This window comes from Parasaccharibacter sp. TMW 2.1884 (assembly GCF_023337695.1).
Taxonomy (GTDB): Bacteria; Pseudomonadota; Alphaproteobacteria; order Acetobacterales; family Acetobacteraceae; genus Bombella; species Bombella apis.
Window position 1 is genome coordinate 207400 of sequence record NZ_QORR01000004.1, and the last position, 19568, is coordinate 226967.

Here is a 19568-nt window from a genome sequence, read left to right on the forward strand (position 1 = left end):
CTTGACGATATGTAACCAACACACCGAAAACAGACACAGACCCTTCCCCTGCTGAAAGGATGCGCAGCCCTCATGGCTCTACCCGCTTCACTGTTCCGTCCGGCCCTGCTTGCGGTCACACTGCTGACCACCAGCCTCACGGCCCTGCCCGCCCTGGCCGAAACGCCTCCCCAACCGACCCGGACCCCAGCGGCACCAGCTGCCCTGACCACAACCGATGAGGAAGGCGTTACCCGGGCGACCCTGAAGAACGGCCTGCGTGTCATCATCGTCCAGAACCATCTGGCCCCGGTCGTGCAGACAATGATGAATTACGAAGTCGGGTCCGTGGATACCCCCAAAGGGTTCCCCGGTACGGCCCATGCGCTTGAACACATGATGTTCAATGGCTCGAAGTCCCTCAGCCGGGACCAGCTGGCCACACTCAGCGCACGGCTCGGCAACAACGACAATGCCGATACGACAGCAGACGTCACCCAGTATTACTTCACCGCCCCTGCCAGTGATCTGGACATTCTCCTGCGTATCGAAGCAGGCAGGATGGAGGGCCTGACTCTGAGCGGAGATGAATGGGCACATGAGCGCGGTGCCATCGAGCAGGAAGTCTCCCGTGATCTCTCCAGCCCGATCTATCGTTACCTCTCACAGGTGCGAGGCCTGCTCTACAAGGGGACACCATACGAAGCCGATGCCTTGGGCAGCCGCCCGTCCTTCGATGCCACGACGGTCGATCAGCTGCGGCAGTTCTATGAAAGCTGGTACGCCCCCAACAATGCCGTGCTGGTCATCACCGGTGATGTGGACCCGACCGAAACGCTGAAGAAGGTTGACGCCGCTTTTGGGTCCCTGCCAGCCCGCACCCTGCCAGAACACCCACGGGTTGTGCCGAAACCTGTCGCCAGCCAGACCCTGTCCCTGCCAACGGACCTGCCAGCTGGACTGGTCACGCTGGCATGGCAGATGCCCGGGCAGCGTGACCCCCGCTTTGCCGCCGCCACGCTTCTGGCCGACGTGCTGGCCAGCCAGCGGGCTGATCTCTTTGCCCTCGTCCCGCAGGGAACAGCACTTGAGACCGGCTTCATGTATGCACCAGAAGCCCAGGGCGGCATTGCCACGGCCTATGCGGTCTTCCCGCAGGGTGGCAATCCAGACCCGGTCCGGGTGAAGATGGCCTCCATTCTGGAGCATTACCGCTCCTCAGGCCTGCCGGCAGACCTCATCGAAGCGGCACGGCGGCGGGAAATCGCTGCGCTGGAATTCAACGCCAACAGCATCAGCGGACAGGCGGAAAGCTGGTCCCAGGCTGTGGCCATCCAGCACCTGCACAATCCCCGTGACATGATCCGGGCCTTCCAGACCGTCACCAAAGCCGATATTGATGCCCTGGCACAGGAATGGCTGGACCCCAACCACGCCATCAGTGCGACGCTGACACCCAGCAACTCTGGCAAGCCGCTGGCAGATAAAGGCTTTGGTGGTGCCGAATCCTTCACCAATCCGCCCAAGGAGCATGTCACCCTGCCGGACTGGGCAGAGCAGGCTCTTGCCCGGCTGACCCTGCCCCCAGCCTCCCCCCAGCCTTATGCCACCACACTGCCCAACGGCCTGCGACTGATTGTCCAGCCCGAGCATGTAAGCCATACAATCGAGCTGTATGGCAGCATCCGCCAGAACCCCGCCCTGGAGCAGCCACAGGGCAAGGAGGGTATAGCCTCCCTGACGGACCGGCTTTTCCTCTATGGCAGCACGCAGCATGACCGGCTCTCGCTGGCCCGTGCCCTTGATGACATCTCTGCCGAAGAAGAAGCCGGAAGCAGCTTCAGCCTCAGCACCCTGACAGATTCCTTCACCACGGGCCTGTCCCTTCTGGCAGAGCACGAGCTGCACCCAGCCTTCCCGGCCCAGGCCTTCGTCATCACACGGGAGCAGGAAGCCCGCAGCCAGCAGGGCACGTTGCAATCCCCCGCCTATCGCTTCGGCCGGGCTGTCAAGAAAGCACTGGTCCCGGCAAAGGACCCGACCCTGCGTGAAGCCACGCCAGAGAGTATCCGGGCCCTCAGCCTCAATGATGTGAACACCTATTACCGGCTGGCCTACCGGCCAGACCTGACAACCATCGTCATCATCGGGGACATTACGCCAGAGGATGCCGTACAGAAAATCACGGCTGCCTTTGGCAGCTGGCAGGCCAAGGGACCGGCCCCGCAGATTGACCTGCCGCCAATTCCCCCCAGCCGTGCCAGCAGAACGGTGGTTGCCGACCCCGGGCGCTCCCAGGACAAGGTAACACTGACAGAAACACTGGGCCTGACCGTCACCAACCCGGACCGTCATGCTCTGGCCGTCGGCAACACCATTCTGGGTGATGGCTTCTCATCCCTCCTGATGCAGGACCTCCGTGTCCGTACAGGGTATGTCTATGGTGTTGGCAGTGCACTGAATTACAGCCGCACACGCAGCAGTTTCTCCATCACCTTCGGAGCGGACCCGGCCAAAGTACCCGCCGCACAGGCCCTGGCCATCAAGGACCTGAACCGGCTGAGGACAAAACCTGTCTCTGACGAGACGCTGGACCTCGCCAAGGCCAGCCTTCTGCGCAGTTTCCCGATGAGCCGGGCCAGCTTCGATTCCCTTGCCGGTCTCTGGCTCTCTCTGATTGATCTCGACCTGCCGCTGGACAACCCGGACAAGGCCGCCAAAGCCGTTTATGAAATGACAGCAACGGATGTGCAGAAAGCCTTCGCCCGGTGGATCCGCCCGACAGACCTGGCCCGCATCATCATGGGGCCCGCACCGGCACGATGAAGGGCAGTCATTCAACCCCCTGAACAAAAAAAGGGCACCCCCACGGGTGCCCTTTTCCATACCTGCCACACGTCAGCGTGACCCATGGCGCACTGAAGGTCAGAGCAGGCCTTCATCCATCAGATAATTCACGGCCTGGAGGATGCGGTTGCCATACAGATGCTCCTTCATGGTCCGCTCCTGCGCCTTCCTGGCCATCTCGAACCGCAGGTCATCATCCCGCAGATACCGGTTCACGATCTGCTCGAAATCATCACGGTTCGAGAAAACCGGAATCTCGTCTGCTTCATAATACCGGCGCAGCTCATAGGTTTCCTCATGAAAAACCTGGAAAGCCCCGGCCGCCGCAGCCTCGAACGTGCGTGGGCCCGGCGTGGACGGGGAAATCATGAAGCGCTTGTTCTCAAAATGCAGGGAGCGGCCCAGATTCAGCACCAGACGTGAGCGGCTATACAACTCGATGAGCTGCTGTTTCTCAATCCGGGCATCTGAGAAGCCCACACCCATCTCACCCCAGCCCGGCCCGATGATACGGATATTGAGCTTCTGGAGCACCGGCATGAGGTTGCGCACGACCTCCTTGCGGGAACTGAAAGCCACACCGCAGAAGAGAACATCTATGGTCTTGTCCGCCTGCCTGTCGAGCGGCACATAGTGCTGTTTGGGGCAGGCCCCCAGCGGCAGATGGAACACCCGGTCACGCTGGTAGAAATTGTGCCCCCAGCGGTCGCAGGAAAAGATCACATCAAAATCATTGGCGATCTGGTAATGGGCATCCTGCTCATAGGGGTCTTCCGTGGCCCAGAAGGTCGTCACGGCACCAACCTTTTTCGCAGCCCGTGAGACCTCCCCGAAATAGGTGCTCTCCGGCAGGTAAGACCCCATGGCAAACACCAGGGCCGGCTGAAGGGTATGGATGGCCGAGGCAGCGGCCGTCACATGCACGGACACCACGTTCCCTTTGCCAAAGCAGTCTTCCAGTCCCTCCATGATGGTGGCACGCACCTGGGCATTGGCGTGGCTCTCATAACGGCCACCGCTACAGAGCAGCACTTTGTGCTCTTTTCTTTTGGGCCTGTTCTTCTTCCGGCTGTCCTTGTCCTTCACGGCGGTCTGCCCTTCACCTGCGCTCATCTGTCACTCCCCCACAACGCCTTGCCCCATGTCAGTTCAGGGAGGCATCCACAATCTGTTTCAATCTATGTCTGAACTGCCCCAGATCGGTATCCCGTTTCACAGCCTCCAGGGCAGACTGGCGGATACGCTGCCAGAGTGTTTCATCATCATACAGCTGCTCCACCGCTGCGGCAAAACCTGCCGGGTCCGTTCCCGGTGCGCTCAACAGGCTCTCCCCAGCCTGCCAGCCCACCTCCTCCCGAAGCAGATCCGTCACGACCATGGGCAGACCCCGGGCAGCAGCTTCATGCACCTTGAAGGGCAGACCACCGGCAAAGCGTGTCGGCGCCACAAACACCCGGTACCTGTCAAACAGTGCACCAAGATCATCCACCGCTCCCAGAATCTCGACGCGGTCATGCTGTCCCAGCGGGGTCATGTCCACGGCAGGATGAACATACCCGGCAATGTGCAGGCATACATCTTCCGGCAACGCCTTCAGCAAAGGCAGGACCTCTTCGACAAACCACGTCATGCTGTCGTAATTGGGCGAGGCCTCGCTATGGAAGGCCCCAAGGAAGAGGATGTCCCGCCGCTCCCCATAAGGCCGGGATGTCGGTTCGACTGCCATGCCATGCCCCAAAACCATCACATTGGGATAGCCCGCCCGGCGGATCAGCCCGGCATCATGCTCTGTCACAGCCACGATCTGCTGGCAGTAATGGGCACAGCGCAGCTCCTCCGCCAGCAGCCGGTCCTGCTCTTCCTCCCAGGCTTCCGGCGCAAGCTCCGGAGCCGGGCTGCCATCAGCCATCAGGCCCGTCACCTTCTGCTGAAGGAGAGTTCTCGGGGCCGCCACCACTTCCGTATCCAGGACGGAGCCACAATGCGGCAGGAAGCGGCTTGCCTCATTCAGCAGAGGCAGAAGGCGGGCCATGTTGTGGGTCCGCCCGACCCAGAGCAGGTCATAATACCCGGCCCGTTCCTCCAGAAACTCCAGCAGAGTGGACATGTCCTGATTGAAGACCAGCTCCACCTCTTCCGGGAAGTCCCGGTAAAGCAGGAAGGGCGGTATCTGCTCCCGCATGACGGGAAAGACCGTCACATGATAATCCAGCGCCACAAGCGCACGGACAATATCATTGGAACGCACATAGCCTGAACCCAGACCCCGCAAGGGGATCCGATCCTCGATCAGCAGGACACGCTGCCGCTCCGGCCTGCGCCGCTCGCGCCCCAGCAAGGCATTGCGGATATGCTGGGGCTGCTGCTGACGCAGGAACTCCTGATGCTGCTGGGCAAAGACCTTCCAGTGCCGCTGGATGAGCTGATGGGAGCCACTCTGCCCGGAACTGCCGAACTCCAGATGCTCGACCATCGCCAGCGGTTCATAGACAATCCGGGCCCCGATCTTCTGGAGCCGGACACACAGATCCGTATCCTCGAAATAGGCAGGCCAGTACCGGGTATCGTACCCACCAAGACGCCGGAGCAGCCCTGTCCTGACCAGCAGAAAAGCTGCCGAGCCATAATCGACCTCCCGGCTGAAGCTGGCCTCGGGAATGTTGGGGTCATCCTGCCGCCGGTATCCATAGGTCGCTCCGTCCCTCCAGATGATGGACCCGGCTTCCTGAAGGAAGAGATTGGTCCGCACCAGACGGGCTGCCACGGCCCCGGTTGTTTCCTGACGATACAGGCGCTTCAGCGCATGGTGCAGCGCATCGGGATAAAGCCGTATGTCATTGTTGAGATACAGCACAGCCGGTGCCGTGACATGCTCCAGCGCCTCATTGCAGCCCAGCAGATAGCCGATATTGGTCCTGTGCCGAAGGATGATCGCCCCCTCGACAAGCTGTTCCAGACCGGATGTCTCATCACAGGAGCCGGAATCCACGATGATGAGCTCGATGGCTCCATCATATCCAGCCCGCAGGGACGCCAGAGCCTGAAGGGTGAGGTCGATCTGGTCATGCACGACCATGATGACACTGACTTCCGCCATGCCCCGCACCCGGAAATCCAGCTTCTGACGGGCGAGGGCAGGCAGATGCAGGGCCGCATCATCCCGGAACAGCTGGCGGGTCTGGTCCTCATCAGGAAGAGGGTCTTCACATCCCACTGGTACGGCATGGCCAGCCTTTTCCGCTACCAGACGGGCAAAGGGACTATCATAGACACCGCCCTCACAATCAGACCAGACGAGAGGGTGGCGTTTATAAAGCGCCAGATCAATTCCCTCTGCTGGTGAACGTCCCTCATGCGCCCCGAACAGAACGAAATGTTCATACCCATTCCGCAATCCCCCGGCACCGACAGAAGGAAGAATATCCGGGGATGTCCTGCGGTAATAGGCCTCATCGAACCAGGGCGACGGATTGAAGGCCTCCGGCGTTGGATTTGTCAGATAATGATGCAGCGCATTACCATAATCCCCGGCCTCGATGGCGTCACGCACCTGCGGGTAGGTTTCCAGATACCAAGGGGCATCAAAATACCAGGAAAGTAGCGCAGCATCTGCGATATAGGCCGGCAGAACCAGCCATGAGGCCAGCAGCCCCTCCGGGCCGAACCACTCCTCATGACGGCCTGCCATTTCCTGAAGCAGCGTCACATCCACAAAGGGCCCCGCCCTGAACCCATGCGCCTCACCATGGGAGAGGTAATGGTCATACCCGTTGCAGAAACCACGCTCCGCCAGATGACGGTCTGTCAGCTCCAGATATCGACGGCGATAGGCCACCTCATCAAACAGCCAGTGTGGCGAGAAGCGATGATACCCCTCTGACCGGTAATGCTCGAAGCCGGACTTCCAGCGTTTTTCCAACAGGCCACGTCGCACTTCAGGATAGGCCTGCCGATACCATATCTCATCAAAATACCGGTTGGGCGAATGCCCCCTGTGGCAGCCAATCTCCTCGTAGAAACGCTGCGCATCTTCATAGCCATGCTGGAGCATCAGCTCCTGCGCATCAGGGTACCGCAGCAGATACCACTGCGGCTGGAACTCAAGCCACTGGGGTGACAGTCCCCCCAATGGCCCACCGGCCCTGTCCGCCACGCCAGAACTCATTGCCGGGACTGTCGGTCAGAAAGGTCCAGCACCAGCTGCCGGATACGCTCCTGCTGCTCGTCGGTCGGCATTTCACGGTAAAGCACCTGGCAACGGCCCCCTTCCATCTGCATGCAGATATCCGTCACGACCGTCCCGAAAATCTCTCCGATGATATTCACCAGAGCCAGATGCCAGACGCCGCCCATTGGGCTGACACGTCCCTTCCATGGTCTCAGGAGCCCTTCAAAGCCAGAGCAGAGTGGCGCATCGTGATGGGCTGTCCGGACATCATCCCGGGCAAAACGGGACATGGCGAAAAGGACGATCTCATCCGTCTCCTCACTGACCATGGCAGCGTACACCGTACCAGACCGGCCCTGCCCCGCCATGAAGCTCCAGCCCCGCAGAACGACCCCCCCCAGCTCCTCGGGCGGCACGACCAGCGTCGTATCCTCATTGGCTGCCAGAAGCTCCAGACGGTCCATGAAATAGAACTGCGTCCCCTGCTCCTGCGCAAAGAGGCGCCCTCGCGGGAAACGGGTCAGCGGAACACCCCGCAGGACATTGTCATCATTCACAACCCTGTAAAAATCGTTCAGAATCACATCATTGTCCAGACGGAAGGCCCTGATGCTCTTGACCTTGCTGCCCTCGACCTCCAGGCCATAGGCCAGCAGCTGGAACGCCCCACGGCCATTGATGGAGTTGACAAGGCCGATCCTGTACCAGCCCTCGCACCATTTGCCCCGGAGCGCCGCCTTGACGGAAAAACCGGACCGGCGCGGCACATCGGCACCGAACAGTTCCGAAATGTCCCCCCGGCTTTCCCGCTCGCTCTTCAGGAAGATCAGCGGGCTCCGCTCATCTTCACTGATCAGCACGACATGCAGCTGTCCCGCCGTCGTGACACCAGGAATGAACAGCCAGCCACGGAGATGGAATTCATCAGCCGATTTGAAGGTCTTCTCTGCCCCTTCAACAAGCACATGGTGGCAGATGTCATCCAGATAACAGTTGGCCCCCTGGATGGCGAACCAGTCATTGATGTGCGATGGCAGATTGATGGCCAGATCCCGCACCAGCGGGGGATCAAAAATATGACGGGGCGGCGCCTGGTTCTTCCAGGAAGAGATGGGCAGAAGGCCAAGCTGCCCGGCATCCAGCATCAGGTCTGACACACCGAGAAGACGCTTTGGTGCGAGCTCCCTGTAAAGGCTGAGCAACCCGGCCGTATAATCTCCTTCATGCGTCCAGAGATCAGGCGTGATGGCCTCCATCATCTTCCGGCGGATATCCTCCGAAGACCGCAGAAGCTCCAGACGTTCCAGCACAACGTCTGCCCGGCTGACCGGTACCTTGAAGCCATTGACACCATCCGTCACACGGTCATCCAGCGCCCCGATTCCCGTCACGATGGGCACCAGTCCGTACTGCCATGCCTCGGAGAGGGAGATGCAGTAGGTCTCGGGCCATATGGAGAGAAACAGCGCCACATCGGCCTGTTTCATGACATCCGTATTGCCGACTTCGTACCGCCCATGCACCGTTACGTTCGGGCGTTTCATCCCCTCCAGCACCGGCTGATAATCCGGATGGACATAGCCCAGAATGTGGAAATGGAAATGATCAGGATGGGCCGCCTCTATCAGGGAAAGGATGGTATCCGCTCCCTTGGTCCGGGCGAAATTGCCAACAACAGCCACGCCCAGCGGGCGTTCTTCCAGCGGCCTGTAAGCGTTGGGCACAACCGGCACCGTCACGTCGGGGCTCGGGATCCCGTTGACCAGACTGATCTTCCTGTCCAGCACAGGGTAGATCCTGTGCATGAAGTCCCGAGAATGGGCCGTACCGAACATGATGGCATCAACGTGGTACAGCATCCGGTCGATGAAGGCACGGCGGGTCTGTTCCCCGCCATACTCGATCCCTTCCGCCTGCTTCAGCATGATATCCATGGCCAGAACGGAACCAAACTGGTCCTCCACATGCCGCATCTCCTGATTCAGCAGGTTGTAGCGGGATGACACCAGCCAGAAATCATGCGCCGAGAACAGGACGCCTGCCCCGCTTGCCTTGGCAATGAGCGGCAGGGAAAGAGCGTGATGCCCCAGATGCTGGAAGTGAACCACATCGATATTGTACTGGCTCAGCACACTGGAGAAGAGCATCTCTTCCTGCGCATCGCAGACGACATCATCCCAGCTGCATTCCGCAATATCGAAACGCTCCAGCTCATGCCCGTTGGCAGACAGGAGGCGGCAGTTCGTCCCCCGCCGCAGCCAGAAGAAAAACTCCACCTCCCGGCCCAGAAAGGAGCAAAGCTCCCGCTGGTAAACCTCAACCCCACCCCAGACCTGCTCATGAATGGTGGAGTGAGTGCACATCAGCACCCGCAGGCGGTTGCGGCGTGGTGTCGGCACCACACTGGCCGGAGCATGGCATGTGAACTCCGCCTGCGTGACTTCACGGATGAACTGGAGACGATGCGCATAGAGATGCTGCCCGATGACCGACTTCTGCGCCGCCAGGGCGGAGTCCTGCCGCAGCTCATGATCCCGCAGCAGTCGGGCGATGCTCTCCACCACCTCATCATCATCATGGGCCAGATGAACGCCATCCACACTCCTGAAGTGCTCGATATCCATGCCACGGGCCACTTCAACCACCTGCGCTGTCCCTGCGAGGCCAAGCTCAAAATAGCGTGGACCAGGCGCCGTCGCCTGGCTGACATCACCATGGCTGGCGTAGTCCCGGAACATGGTCAGCGTCACAGCACTGGCATTGGCGAAATCAATAAAGGCCTCATGGCTGACAGGCCGCTGGAGGGCCAGTGCAGCAATATCGTCCGGCAGCGGGGGAAGATATTCATTGCCCGGGCAGACAAGCTTCAGCCTTACATCAGGAAAGCTGGCCAGAACACGCCGGAGAGTCCGCACCCGGTTGGGCCACATCGTCCCGGCAAAAAACAGATCATACTCACAATCAGCCGCAGCCCGCACGGGCCGCTCATGCAGGCTGGGACTCGCAGCCAGCGGCAGATAATGCCCCTTGCCCTGATAGACTGACACGGAGGCCGGATCATTGGTGAAAACATGGTCAAACAGCGGAGCCAGCTGACCGTTTATCTCCTGCATGAAGGGGTCTTCAAATGTCCAGAGAATCACGGTCTTGAAGGCGGGGCGCACACGGCGGATCAGGGCCTGATTGATGCGCTGGCCATCAATACAGAGCAGGGTGTCATGCTGGCCGGAGGCCGCCGCACTGGCCAGACTCATATTGTCGGCAACGACAATGTTTTCTTTCCCGAACAGCTCTTCTGCCGCACGCTGTATTGCCAGTGTCAGATAGGCATTCGGGTTATGGGTATGATTCGTGTTGTAGATAATCGCCATTGCCAACCCTGAGTTCCAAGAAAAACCTATCTTCAAGTCTGGCCGCACCAGACAGACCGTAAGAACGGCTTAATTACAGAGGACGAGCCAGTCTGAAGCGCAGCTCCAGTAAAGATTTACCACCAACATAATTACAAAACAATAAAAGGGCGGCCAAATGGCCGCCCTTTTACCGCTTTGAATCCATGAAGAAATGTTACCATTCCGCCATGGTCCGAAAATGAGCTTCTCAGTCCTCGGAGCTACGACGACGGATAGCCGCACCAAGGATATCACCGAGAGATGCACCGGAGTCAGAAGAGCCATACTCACTGATGGCCTGCTTGTCTTCCTCAACCTCACGACCACGGATGGTCAGAGACAGCTTGCGGGAAGAACGGTCCAGACCGACCACCTTGGCATCGACCTTCTCGCCAACAGCGAAGCGTTCCGGACGCTGCTCGCTCTTGTCACGGGCCAGCTCGCCACGACGGATGAAGCCTGTCAGGACATCATCGACCTTGACCTCGATCCCGTTGCTCTGAACAGCCGTCACAACGCAGGTGACGACATCACCCTTGTTGATGCGGTCCAGCACATCGGCAGCCGGGTCTTCCTGAAGCTGCTTGATACCCAGGGAGATACGCTCCTTCTCGGCATCCACGTCGAGAACCTTGGCCTGAACGACCTGGCCCTTCTCGTAGCGCTTCATGACCTCTTCGCCGGACTCGTCCCAGGACAGGTCGGACATGTGGACCATGCCGTCGATGTCGGCGGACAGGCCGATGAACAGACCGAACTCGGTGATGTTGCGGATCTCGCCTTCGATGACAGAGCCAACCTTGTGCTCTTCAGCGAACTGCTCCCACGGATTCCGCTGAACCTGCTTCAGGCCCAGGGAGATGCGGCGCTTGGCGCTGTCCACATCCAGAACCATGACCTCGACCTCCTGGGAGGTGGCCACGATCTTGCCCGGATGGACGTTCTTCTTCGTCCAGGACATTTCGGAGACGTGCACCAGACCTTCAACACCCGGCTCCAGCTCAACGAAGGCACCGTAGTCCGTGATGTTGGTCACGCGGCCCGTGAAGCGGGCATTGACCGAATACTTGACGGCCACGTTCTCCCACGGATCAGCCTCAAGCTGCTTCATGCCCAGGGAGATGCGCTGCGTGTCGGAGTTGAAGCGGATCACCTGCACGCGGACAGGCTGGCCGATCTGCAGAGCTTCAGACGGATGATTGATGCGCTTCCAGGCGATGTCGGTGACATGCAGCAGGCCATCAACGCCGCCGAGGTCAACGAACGCACCGTAATCGGTGATGTTCTTGACGACGCCGTCGAGGATCATGCCTTCCTTCAGGCCCTGGATCAGCTCGGAACGCTGCTCGGCACGGGTCTCTTCCAGAACGGCGCGACGTGACACGACGATGTTGCCACGGGCCCGGTCCATCTTGAGGATCTGGAACGGCTGCGGCTGGCCCATCAGCGGCCCGACGTCACGCACGGGGCGGATGTCCACCTGGCTGCCCGGCAGGAAGGCCATGGCACCACCCAGATCGACCGTGAAGCCACCCTTCACGCGACCATAGATCGTGCCGTTGACACGCTGGTTGTGGGCAAAAGCGCTCTCCAGAGCGGTCCATGCCTCCTCGCGGCGGGCTTTCTCACGGGACAGAACGATGGAACCGTCACGGTCCTCGTAGCGCTCGATGAACAGCTCGAACACATCACCCGGCTTCACATCCGGGGTTGTGCCAACAGGGCCGAACTCGCGCAGGGCAACACGCCCCTCGCTCTTCAGGCCGACATCGACGATGGCGTGATCGTCTGTCAGACGGATGACACGGCCGCGGACAACGGTCCCGTCAAACGCACTGTCACTGCCCAGTGTTTCATCCAGCAGGGCAGCAAAATCTTCTTTACCGTGTTCCGGTGTATTCTGAGTGGCAGAAGCCATGTATTTCCAGCATTCCAGAGTGCCGCAGCCAGTGCCCGGCACCCAGCCATGCGCCGTCTCCCTCTGCCCAAAAACACAGTGATGGGCCCAAAAAACGACGTCTCCCCCCGACCCCACAGCCCGGAGCGGAAGTCATCACAAATCGCAGATCCCCCAAGGGGATTCATGACACCACGGGCTGTGCGGCGTCATACCCCCTCACCAACACGCATAAGGGGGGGACTGTCAACAGCGAAGATATGAATCAGCGCCGGATGATGCCCTTTTCCTGCAAAATCTGGCAGACACGGTCCAGCACGTCGGCTGCATCCAGATCATCCGTTACAATCTGCACGGCATCCTCGGCCGGGCGCAACGGTGCCGTCTCGCGGGAGGCGTCCTGCTGATCCCGTGCATTGATGGCCGCCACTTCCTCAGCCAGCTGGGCCGGAGACGTGCATGGCTGACCATGCCGCTGCACATAACGCCGCTGGGCCCGGACCTCTGCCGAGGCCGTAATGAAGAATTTGGCGGTGGCATCAGGAAACACGACCGTCCCGATATCACGGCCATCCACCACGGCACCCCGGGCCCGCCCGAAATGACGCTGCCGCTCCAGCAGAGCTTCCCGGACCTCCGGGTGCCGGGCCACGGCGGAGGCCGCCCGGTCCACCTCCGGCTCCCGCAGGTCGGTCCGGCGCATGTCCTCCGGCACGAGCTGACGGGCCTGCTCCGGCCCGTCATGAGCCGGATCGCCCCCCTGGTCCAGCACCCGGCGGGCCACGGCCCGATACAGCAGCCCCGTATCCAGATAAGGCAGCTCCAGCGTGTCCGCCAGCTGGCGGGCGAGCGTGCCCTTGCCTGCGGCGGCGGGGCCATCAATGGCGATGACCGGATATTTCATGCCCCGCCGGCTCATGCCTCCAGCCCCGCACCAAGACCATTCATCAGGGATACGAAACCGGGGAAGCTGGTCTCGATGAAGGCCGTATCATCAATATGGACCGGCTTCTCAGCCGCCAGCCCCAGCACGGTGGCGCTCATGGCCAGACGGTGATCCATGTGGGTCTGGACCTTCCCACCACCGGGCAGGGTTTTCTGCCCCTCGATGATCAGATCATCTCCTTCGACATGCACCTTCGCCCCATTGGCCTCCAGCAGCGCCACGGTGGCGGCCAGGCGGTCACTCTCCTTCACCCGCAGCTCGGCAAGGCCCCGCAGGCGGGATGTACCCTCCGCAAACGCACAGGCCACGGCCAGAACCGGATATTCATCAATCATGGAGGGTACCCGCACAGCTGGAACATCCACCGCCTTCAGCCGCCCCGCACGAACATGCAGGTCTCCGATGACCTCCCCCCCTTCAATCCGCTCATCACGGACCTCCAGGGACGCCCCCATTTCCTTCAGGGTTTTGAACAGGCCGGTCCGCAGTGGATTCTGGCCCACTGCCTCCACGACAATCTCCGAACCCGGCACCAGCAGGGCCGCCACGACGGGGAAAGCCGCTGATGACGGGTCCCCCGGCACCAGCACGTCCTGCGCCACGAGGCGGGCCGGGCCTTTCAGCGTGATGCGCCGTCCGGCTCCGGGCAGCTCCTCGACCTTCACCTCCGTGCCGAAATGACGCAGCATGTTCTCGGTATGATCCCGGGTCGGGGCCGGCTCTTCCACCACCGTTTCCCCCTCGCAGTTCAGCCCTGCCAGAAGGATGGCGGATTTCACCTGTGCCGAGGCCACCGGCAGGCGGTAATGCAGCGGTTTCCCCTTGCCCGTTCCTTCCACGGCCATGGGCAGCTTCTGGCCCGCACGGGTCACGAATCGTGCCCCCATCTCACCCAGCGGAACGCTGACACGCCCCATCGGGCGGCTGCGGAGGGAGGCATCACCCGTCATGATGCTCATGAAGGGATGCGTCGCCAGAACACCACTGAGCAACCGGGCTGCCGTACCGGAATTGCCCATGTCCAGCACATCGGCAGGCTCTTTCAGCCCATCCACACCACAGCCATCGACAATCCAGCGGCCCTCTTCCCGGACGACCTTTGCCCCGAGGGCACGCATGGCCTCTGCCGTACGCAGCACGTCCTCACCTTCCAGCAGGCCGGAAATATGGGTCCGCCCTTCGGCAAGGGCGGCGAACATGAGCGCACGATGGCTGATGGACTTGTCTCCGGGAACACGGACCCGCCCGGCCAGCCCAGCCGGGGCAGAGGAGACTTTCAAGGGACGCTGTGCTGTCATAATCCTGCTTCACATCATCAAGGGTGGGATCATCCAATAGGACCAGACTACTCCATCCATCTGGAAAAGTCTGTCCCCCCATGCGGCAATTCTGCCAGCAGGAACGGACCCCGAGGCAGAGCTCCGCCTCTTCTGCCACCACATGGAGAAATATTTGACAGCGGGACATTTCGGTGGCATGGCCCAGTCACTTCTCTTTTGTGGCAACATGGGCTCCAGCATTATGGCAAAACCAGAACTCGGTCTGAAACGGACATGCGTTGACTGCAATGCACGCTTCTATGATCTCAACCGCGTACCGGCTGTCTGCCCGAAATGTGGGACAACCCAGCCCGGAAACCTCTCCCGCCTGAAGAAAGAGGACGAGCTGGCCGACGAGAAGGACAAGAATCTCGCCCAGGAAGAGCACGAGGATGATATGGACATCGACACTGGCGATGATGACGATGTCATCTCCGGTGATGATGATCTGGATGACGATGATGACATCAGCCAGGATATCGAGGTCTCGACCGACAAGGATGACCGGGACGATTCATAAAGGGCTCTCCCTGTTCTTCCCATGCAGGAGCCGCACCCCCACCCGGGTGCGGCTTTTCTGTCTGGGGATTGGCACCTGCATGGCCGGCATCGTGCAGGCCCATGCCGCAGCTCCCCGCCCAGCGACAGCAGAGGCCCTCGCACACGAGCTGGGCCAACGGGCCAGTGCCACAGCCACCCTGCAACAGCACTGCCCCCGCCCCATTACAGCCCATCTTCTGGACAGAGCGGCGCCCCCTGCCCTCCAGCGGGACGCCAGACAGGCCCTGCAGGCCTCCCCAACAACACGACTGGTCGTCCGGCACGTCCAGCTTCTCTGCGGGCGGGCAGTATGGTCAGAGGCATGGAATCTATACCTGCCCGACCGTCTGACGCCAGACGCCCGCCGGAAACTGGCCGGAAGCCATGTGCCTTTCGGCAAGGCCGTTGGTGAGACCACCTTTTCCCGGCAGCGTCTTGGAAGCCGCTTCACAGGGCTGCCCGCAGGCGTCGTGCTGGAAAACCGGGCCATCCTCCACCGCAGGGTGGATCAGCGTGGTTTTTCCTATCTTGTTGAACGCTACAAAAAGGCAGCCCTTGAGATCAGGACGCCGCAGGCGACCAGTTCAGATGTTGCCCGCCATCAGGTGCCAGCATCTGTCCCGTGACAGATGGCAGCATCAGGAACATGCGGGCAATGGCAGCAATTTCATCCGGACCCGCACCCCGCTGAAGGGGTGTGCTGCGGCACATGCTCTCGAAATGGTCCAGAGACTGGCCTGCGGCAGGCAGGACAGGCCCCGGCCCGATGGCATTCACCCGAATGCGGGGTGCCAGCCCCAGAGCCATGCTGCGGGTCAGGCTCCATAAGGCAGAGCGGGATACGGTATAGCTGACAAAATGAGGCGTCAGATTCCAGACACGCTGGTCCAGCATGTTGAGGATCAGCCCCTCCGCTCCGTCCGGCAAGGAATCGGCCATAGCCTGGGACAGAACAAACGGAGCACGCAGGTTCGGCTCCATATGTGCATCCCAGCTTGCACGGGTCACGCCGCCCAGTTCATCCCGTTCAAAAACGGACGCATTGTTGATGAGAACGCCAACCGGCCCCAGCCTGGCCTCAACCTCCGCCAACAGGGGCAGCAGAGTGGCCTCCTCCGCCAGATCAGCCTGCACGACACAGCCATGACCATCAATCTGCCGCAGCAGGGCCTCGGCCTCATCACGGCTGTGGCGACAATGGATGGCCACGGCAAAGCCTTCCCGGGCCAGCATCTCCACCATCGCCCGGCCGAGGCGACGGGCTCCCCCCGTTACCAGCGCAACACGGGGCATATGGGGCGACAGACCAAACATGCTCACAGAACCTTCCGGGATGACATGGCGGCCGCCAACGTGCCTTCATCCAGCACATCCAGCGCTCCTCCCATCGGCATGCCGTGACCCAGACGGCTCACCGCCACCTTGTGAGGGGCCAGTTTTTCCTGCAACCAATGGGCCGTGGTCGCACCATCCACCGTGGCTCCAAGGGCAAGAATGACCTCTTCCACCTCGCCTGACTGCACACGCTCCATGAGGCCCGTCAGATTGAGGTCTTCCGGCCCACAGCCTGAAAGGGCCGACAGCACACCACCCAGTACCTGATACCGCCCCCGATGCATTCCGGACCGCTCCAGCGCCCAGAGGTCACCAACACTCTCCACCACACAGATGACTGATGGATCACGCTGGGGGTCTGCACAGAGCGAACAGGGTGTACAGCTGTCCAGGTTGCCGCATTGCGGGCAGGTATGGATCGACTGTGCCGCCGCCTGCATGGCAGCAATCAGGGGCTGGAGACGTGCCTCTGGTGCCTGGAGAAGCGCCAGAGCCGCCCGACGGGCCGAACGGGGGCCAAGGCCGGGCAGACGGGCCAGACGGGACATCAGGGTTTCGATTTCGGGGCTTATGCGCACGTCAGACCCTCATCCTCGCTCCGGCTTTCAGAAAGGCAGGTCCATGCCCGGCGGCAGCTGGAGACCACCGGTGACCTTCTTCATCTCCTCCCGGCTCATGGCTTCCGTTTTGCTGCGGGCATCGGCAAAGGCAGCGACGATCAGGTCCTGCATGGTCTCCATGTCTTCCGGATCAGCCAGTTTGGGGTCGATCGTGATGGACTTGAGCGCCCCCTTGCCCGTCAGGGTCAGCCGTACCAGCCCGTTGCCGGCCTCACCGTCAACCTCCGCACTCTCCAGCCTGGCCTGAACCTCTTTCATGCGGGCCTGCATCTGTGTGGCCTGCTTCATCATGCCAGCAAGATTTTTCATCACGTCACTCCTTGGTTACAGAACTGGGCCGGGGCCATGGTGACCTCTGACGGCTCAGTAAAACTCATCCTCATCAGGGTAATCGGCATCCGGCGGGGCAAATTCAAAATCAGGCGGCACGTCTTCCCCCAAAGGCACCACCGTCTCCGGCGGCAGGCCGTAATCATCCAGAGTATGATCCCGCACCTCACCAATCTGGGCATGCGGAAACCGCTGCATGATGGCCCGGACCAGCGGATGCTGCCTGGCCTTGTCCTGATGCAGGGCGATGATTTCTGCCCCCTGCTCGTCCAGCGTCGCCTCACCCTGTTCTTCGGAGGCAACCACCTGCCAGCGGCCGGGATAGAGCCTGTCCAGCAGGGCTGTCAGGGCACGGAAGGCCTGCCGCTTCTGATCCCGGTCATTTTCAGCCAGACGGAGCACGAGACGGGGCGGCTCGAACTCCACGACATGCCCCAGATGCCGCAGCGTTCCGTGGAGACGGGCTTCCTTCTGCTGCCCCACAAGCGCAACCAGCTCCCGCCAGCTTCGGGGCATGGGCGGAATGGCCTCGCCCGCACCGCCATCATCCGGCCCCGGCCCTTCATCACGGGCCGACACGGCTGTGCCATTCTCCGTGGCCAGACGCAGGGGCTGCCTTGCAGGGACCGGTTCCGGAGCAGGCCCGTCCAGCTGCGGCTTCAGGACGGTACTGCCCTGACGGACCACATCACTCCCCCCGGCCATCGTCCCAGCCCCCTGCACGAAAGCTGAAGGCCCACTTCCCTCCTGCCCCCGGGGAACGGAAGACCGGGACACGGATGAGGACACGCCCCCTGCTGGAGCCGTCCCCCCGCCATGAGCGGCAGATGAAGCGGCATTTCCCTGCGGACCGGACCGTCCCTCGGTCTGGATGGCACCGGAAGACGATGCCTCCTGCATCTGCCGGATCAGCCTATCCGGCGTGGGCAGGAGACTGGCATGACAGAGACGGATCAGCACCATCTCGGCTGCCTGCTGCCGGTCCGGAGCGGCTTCCACCTCGGCCAGCCCCTTCAGGAGCAGCTGCCAGGCCCGCCCCAGAACCGTGACCCCCACATGATCCACGATCGCCCCGCCACGGACCTTCTCCATTTCCGGCAGTTCTGGGCCGTCACGCAGTTCCGGCAGGGCCTTGATGCGGGAGAGAAGGTGCAGCACGTCCATCAGGTCCGTCAGCAGGACGCCCAGATCAGCCCCACGGGCATAAGCCCGCCCGGCAATCTCCAGCACGGGCGCCACCTGCCCGTGCAGGGCAGCCTCCAGCAGGTCGAACACCATGCCACGGTCCGCCAGCCCCAGCATGTCCGCCACGCTGGCCGTATCGGACGCTCCCTGTGCGATGGCCTGATCCAGCAGGGACAGGCCGTCACGCACGGAACCGTCAGCGGCTCTGGCAATGAGGGCCAAAGCCCCCTCTTCCAGCTCCGCCCCCTCCTTGCGGGCGATGCGGGCAAAATGCTCGGCCAGCATGGCCTGCGGCACACGCTGGAGGTCGAAACGCTGGCAGCGGGACAGCACCGTGACAGGCACCTTCCGCAGTTCGGTCGTGGCAAAGATGAAGGTGACCTGTGCCGGAGGTTCCTCCAGCGTCTTCAGCAGCGCATTGAAGGCATTGCGAGACAGCATGTGCACTTCGTCAATCACGAAGACCTTCATGCGGGCCTGCATGGGGCGGAACCGGGCGGCCTCGATAATCTCCCGCACATCATCCACGCCCGTGCGGGAGGCAGCATCCATCTCCAGCACATCCGGATGACGGTCTGCCAGAATGGCCTTGCAGTTGGGGCAGACACCGCAGGGATCAGCCGTCGGGCCACCCGTGCCATCCACGCCGGTGCAGTTCAGGGCACGGGCGATGATCCGGGCCGTGGTGGTTTTGCCCACGCCCCGCACCCCTGTCAGCATGAAGGCATGGGCCACACGGCCCACGGCAAAGGCCCGGCGCAGAATGCGGACGAGGCTCTCCTGACCGATCAGGTCATCGAATGTCTGGGGACGGTATTTGCGGGCCAGAACACGGTAGGGTGCCTTCTGTTCCGAAGGAACGGCATCCGCTGGGGCAGCATCGGAGAAAAAACCGGCTCCGCCTTCGGGTGGGAGGGGAATGTCTTCTTCGCTCACGGCTGCAACGTGCCTCCCACAGCTTTCATCGTCTGGAAAGGACGCCCCGGAGGCACACGGGCCTGCACGGCAAT

13 protein-coding genes are annotated in these 19568 nt (G+C 61.5%); 3 read left to right on the plus strand and 10 right to left on the minus strand.

All coding sequences use genetic code 11. The features are described from left to right. Nucleotides 1–72: 72 nt before the first annotated feature. Nucleotides 73–2805 (plus strand): pitrilysin family protein, encoded by a 2733-nt coding sequence (locus tag DTI93_RS07695; RefSeq protein ID WP_249080172.1) that lies wholly within the window; start codon nucleotides 73–75, stop codon nucleotides 2803–2805. Nucleotides 2806–2904: 99 nt separating this feature from the next. On the opposite strand, the gene DTI93_RS07700 is transcribed toward DTI93_RS07695, so the two are convergent. The 6 genes from DTI93_RS07700 to aroA form a co-directional block, all read right to left on the minus strand. Next, nucleotides 2905–3939, minus strand: a complete 1035-nt coding sequence (locus DTI93_RS07700; protein WP_249080173.1) for a glycosyltransferase — start codon at nucleotides 3937–3939, stop codon at nucleotides 2905–2907. Nucleotides 3940–3970: 31 nt separating this feature from the next. After that, nucleotides 3971–6979 carry a glycosyltransferase gene (locus tag DTI93_RS07705; protein ID WP_249080176.1) on the minus strand — a complete coding sequence of 1003 codons (3009 nt, stop codon included), beginning with the start codon at nucleotides 6977–6979 and terminating at the stop codon, nucleotides 3971–3973. An 8-nt stretch (nucleotides 6980–6987) separates the two neighbouring features. Then, nucleotides 6988–10365 carry a glycosyltransferase gene (locus tag DTI93_RS07710; RefSeq protein WP_249080178.1) on the minus strand — a complete coding sequence of 1126 codons (3378 nt, stop codon included), beginning with the start codon at nucleotides 10363–10365 and terminating at the stop codon, nucleotides 6988–6990. 229 nt (nucleotides 10366–10594) lie between these two features. Then, nucleotides 10595–12304, minus strand: coding sequence for a 30S ribosomal protein S1 (gene rpsA, locus DTI93_RS07715; RefSeq protein WP_249080180.1), 1710 nt, complete (start codon nucleotides 12302–12304; stop codon nucleotides 10595–10597). Nucleotides 12305–12548: 244 nt separating this feature from the next. Continuing rightward, entirely contained in the window at nucleotides 12549–13202 is a 654-nt protein-coding gene (locus DTI93_RS07720) for a d(CMP) kinase (RefSeq protein ID WP_181005183.1), read from the minus strand. Further along, entirely contained in the window at nucleotides 13199–14527 is a 1329-nt protein-coding gene (aroA, locus tag DTI93_RS07725; protein WP_043557972.1) for a 3-phosphoshikimate 1-carboxyvinyltransferase, read from the minus strand. Before aroA ends, DTI93_RS07720 begins: the two co-directional genes overlap by 4 nt. A 223-nt stretch (nucleotides 14528–14750) precedes the next feature. Between aroA and DTI93_RS07730 the strand changes: the two genes are divergently transcribed. Continuing rightward, the gene (locus DTI93_RS07730; RefSeq protein WP_043558425.1) at nucleotides 14751–15068 is read left to right on the plus strand and encodes a TIGR02300 family protein; all 318 of its coding nucleotides are present in this window, start codon (nucleotides 14751–14753) and stop codon (nucleotides 15066–15068) included. Between the two features lie 79 nt (nucleotides 15069–15147). Then, nucleotides 15148–15714 carry a hypothetical protein gene (locus DTI93_RS07735; protein WP_146046901.1) on the plus strand — a complete coding sequence of 189 codons (567 nt, stop codon included), beginning with the start codon at nucleotides 15148–15150 and terminating at the stop codon, nucleotides 15712–15714. Here DTI93_RS07735 and DTI93_RS07740 read toward each other — a convergent pair. Genes DTI93_RS07740 through DTI93_RS07755 form a run of 4 tightly spaced genes read right to left on the minus strand, consistent with a single transcriptional unit; the run spans nucleotide 15650 to nucleotide 19494 of the window. Beyond that, a complete protein-coding gene (locus tag DTI93_RS07740) occupies nucleotides 15650–16402 on the minus strand; it encodes an SDR family oxidoreductase (RefSeq protein ID WP_103765305.1) in 753 nt (250 codons plus the stop codon). The two genes, DTI93_RS07735 and DTI93_RS07740, sit on opposite strands and share 65 nt — an antisense overlap. A gap of 2 nt (nucleotides 16403–16404) precedes the next feature. Next, nucleotides 16405–16971: a recombination mediator RecR gene (gene recR, locus DTI93_RS07745; RefSeq protein ID WP_043557970.1), complete on the minus strand. Its 567-nt coding sequence runs from the start codon at nucleotides 16969–16971 to the stop codon at nucleotides 16405–16407. 57 nt (nucleotides 16972–17028) lie between these two features. Then, nucleotides 17029–17352 (minus strand): YbaB/EbfC family nucleoid-associated protein, encoded by a 324-nt coding sequence (locus DTI93_RS07750; RefSeq protein WP_043557969.1) that lies wholly within the window; start codon nucleotides 17350–17352, stop codon nucleotides 17029–17031. A gap of 54 nt (nucleotides 17353–17406) precedes the next feature. Then, nucleotides 17407–19494, minus strand: coding sequence for a DNA polymerase III subunit gamma/tau (locus tag DTI93_RS07755; RefSeq protein ID WP_249080181.1), 2088 nt, complete (start codon nucleotides 19492–19494; stop codon nucleotides 17407–17409). Between the last annotated feature and the right edge of the window lie 74 nt (nucleotides 19495–19568).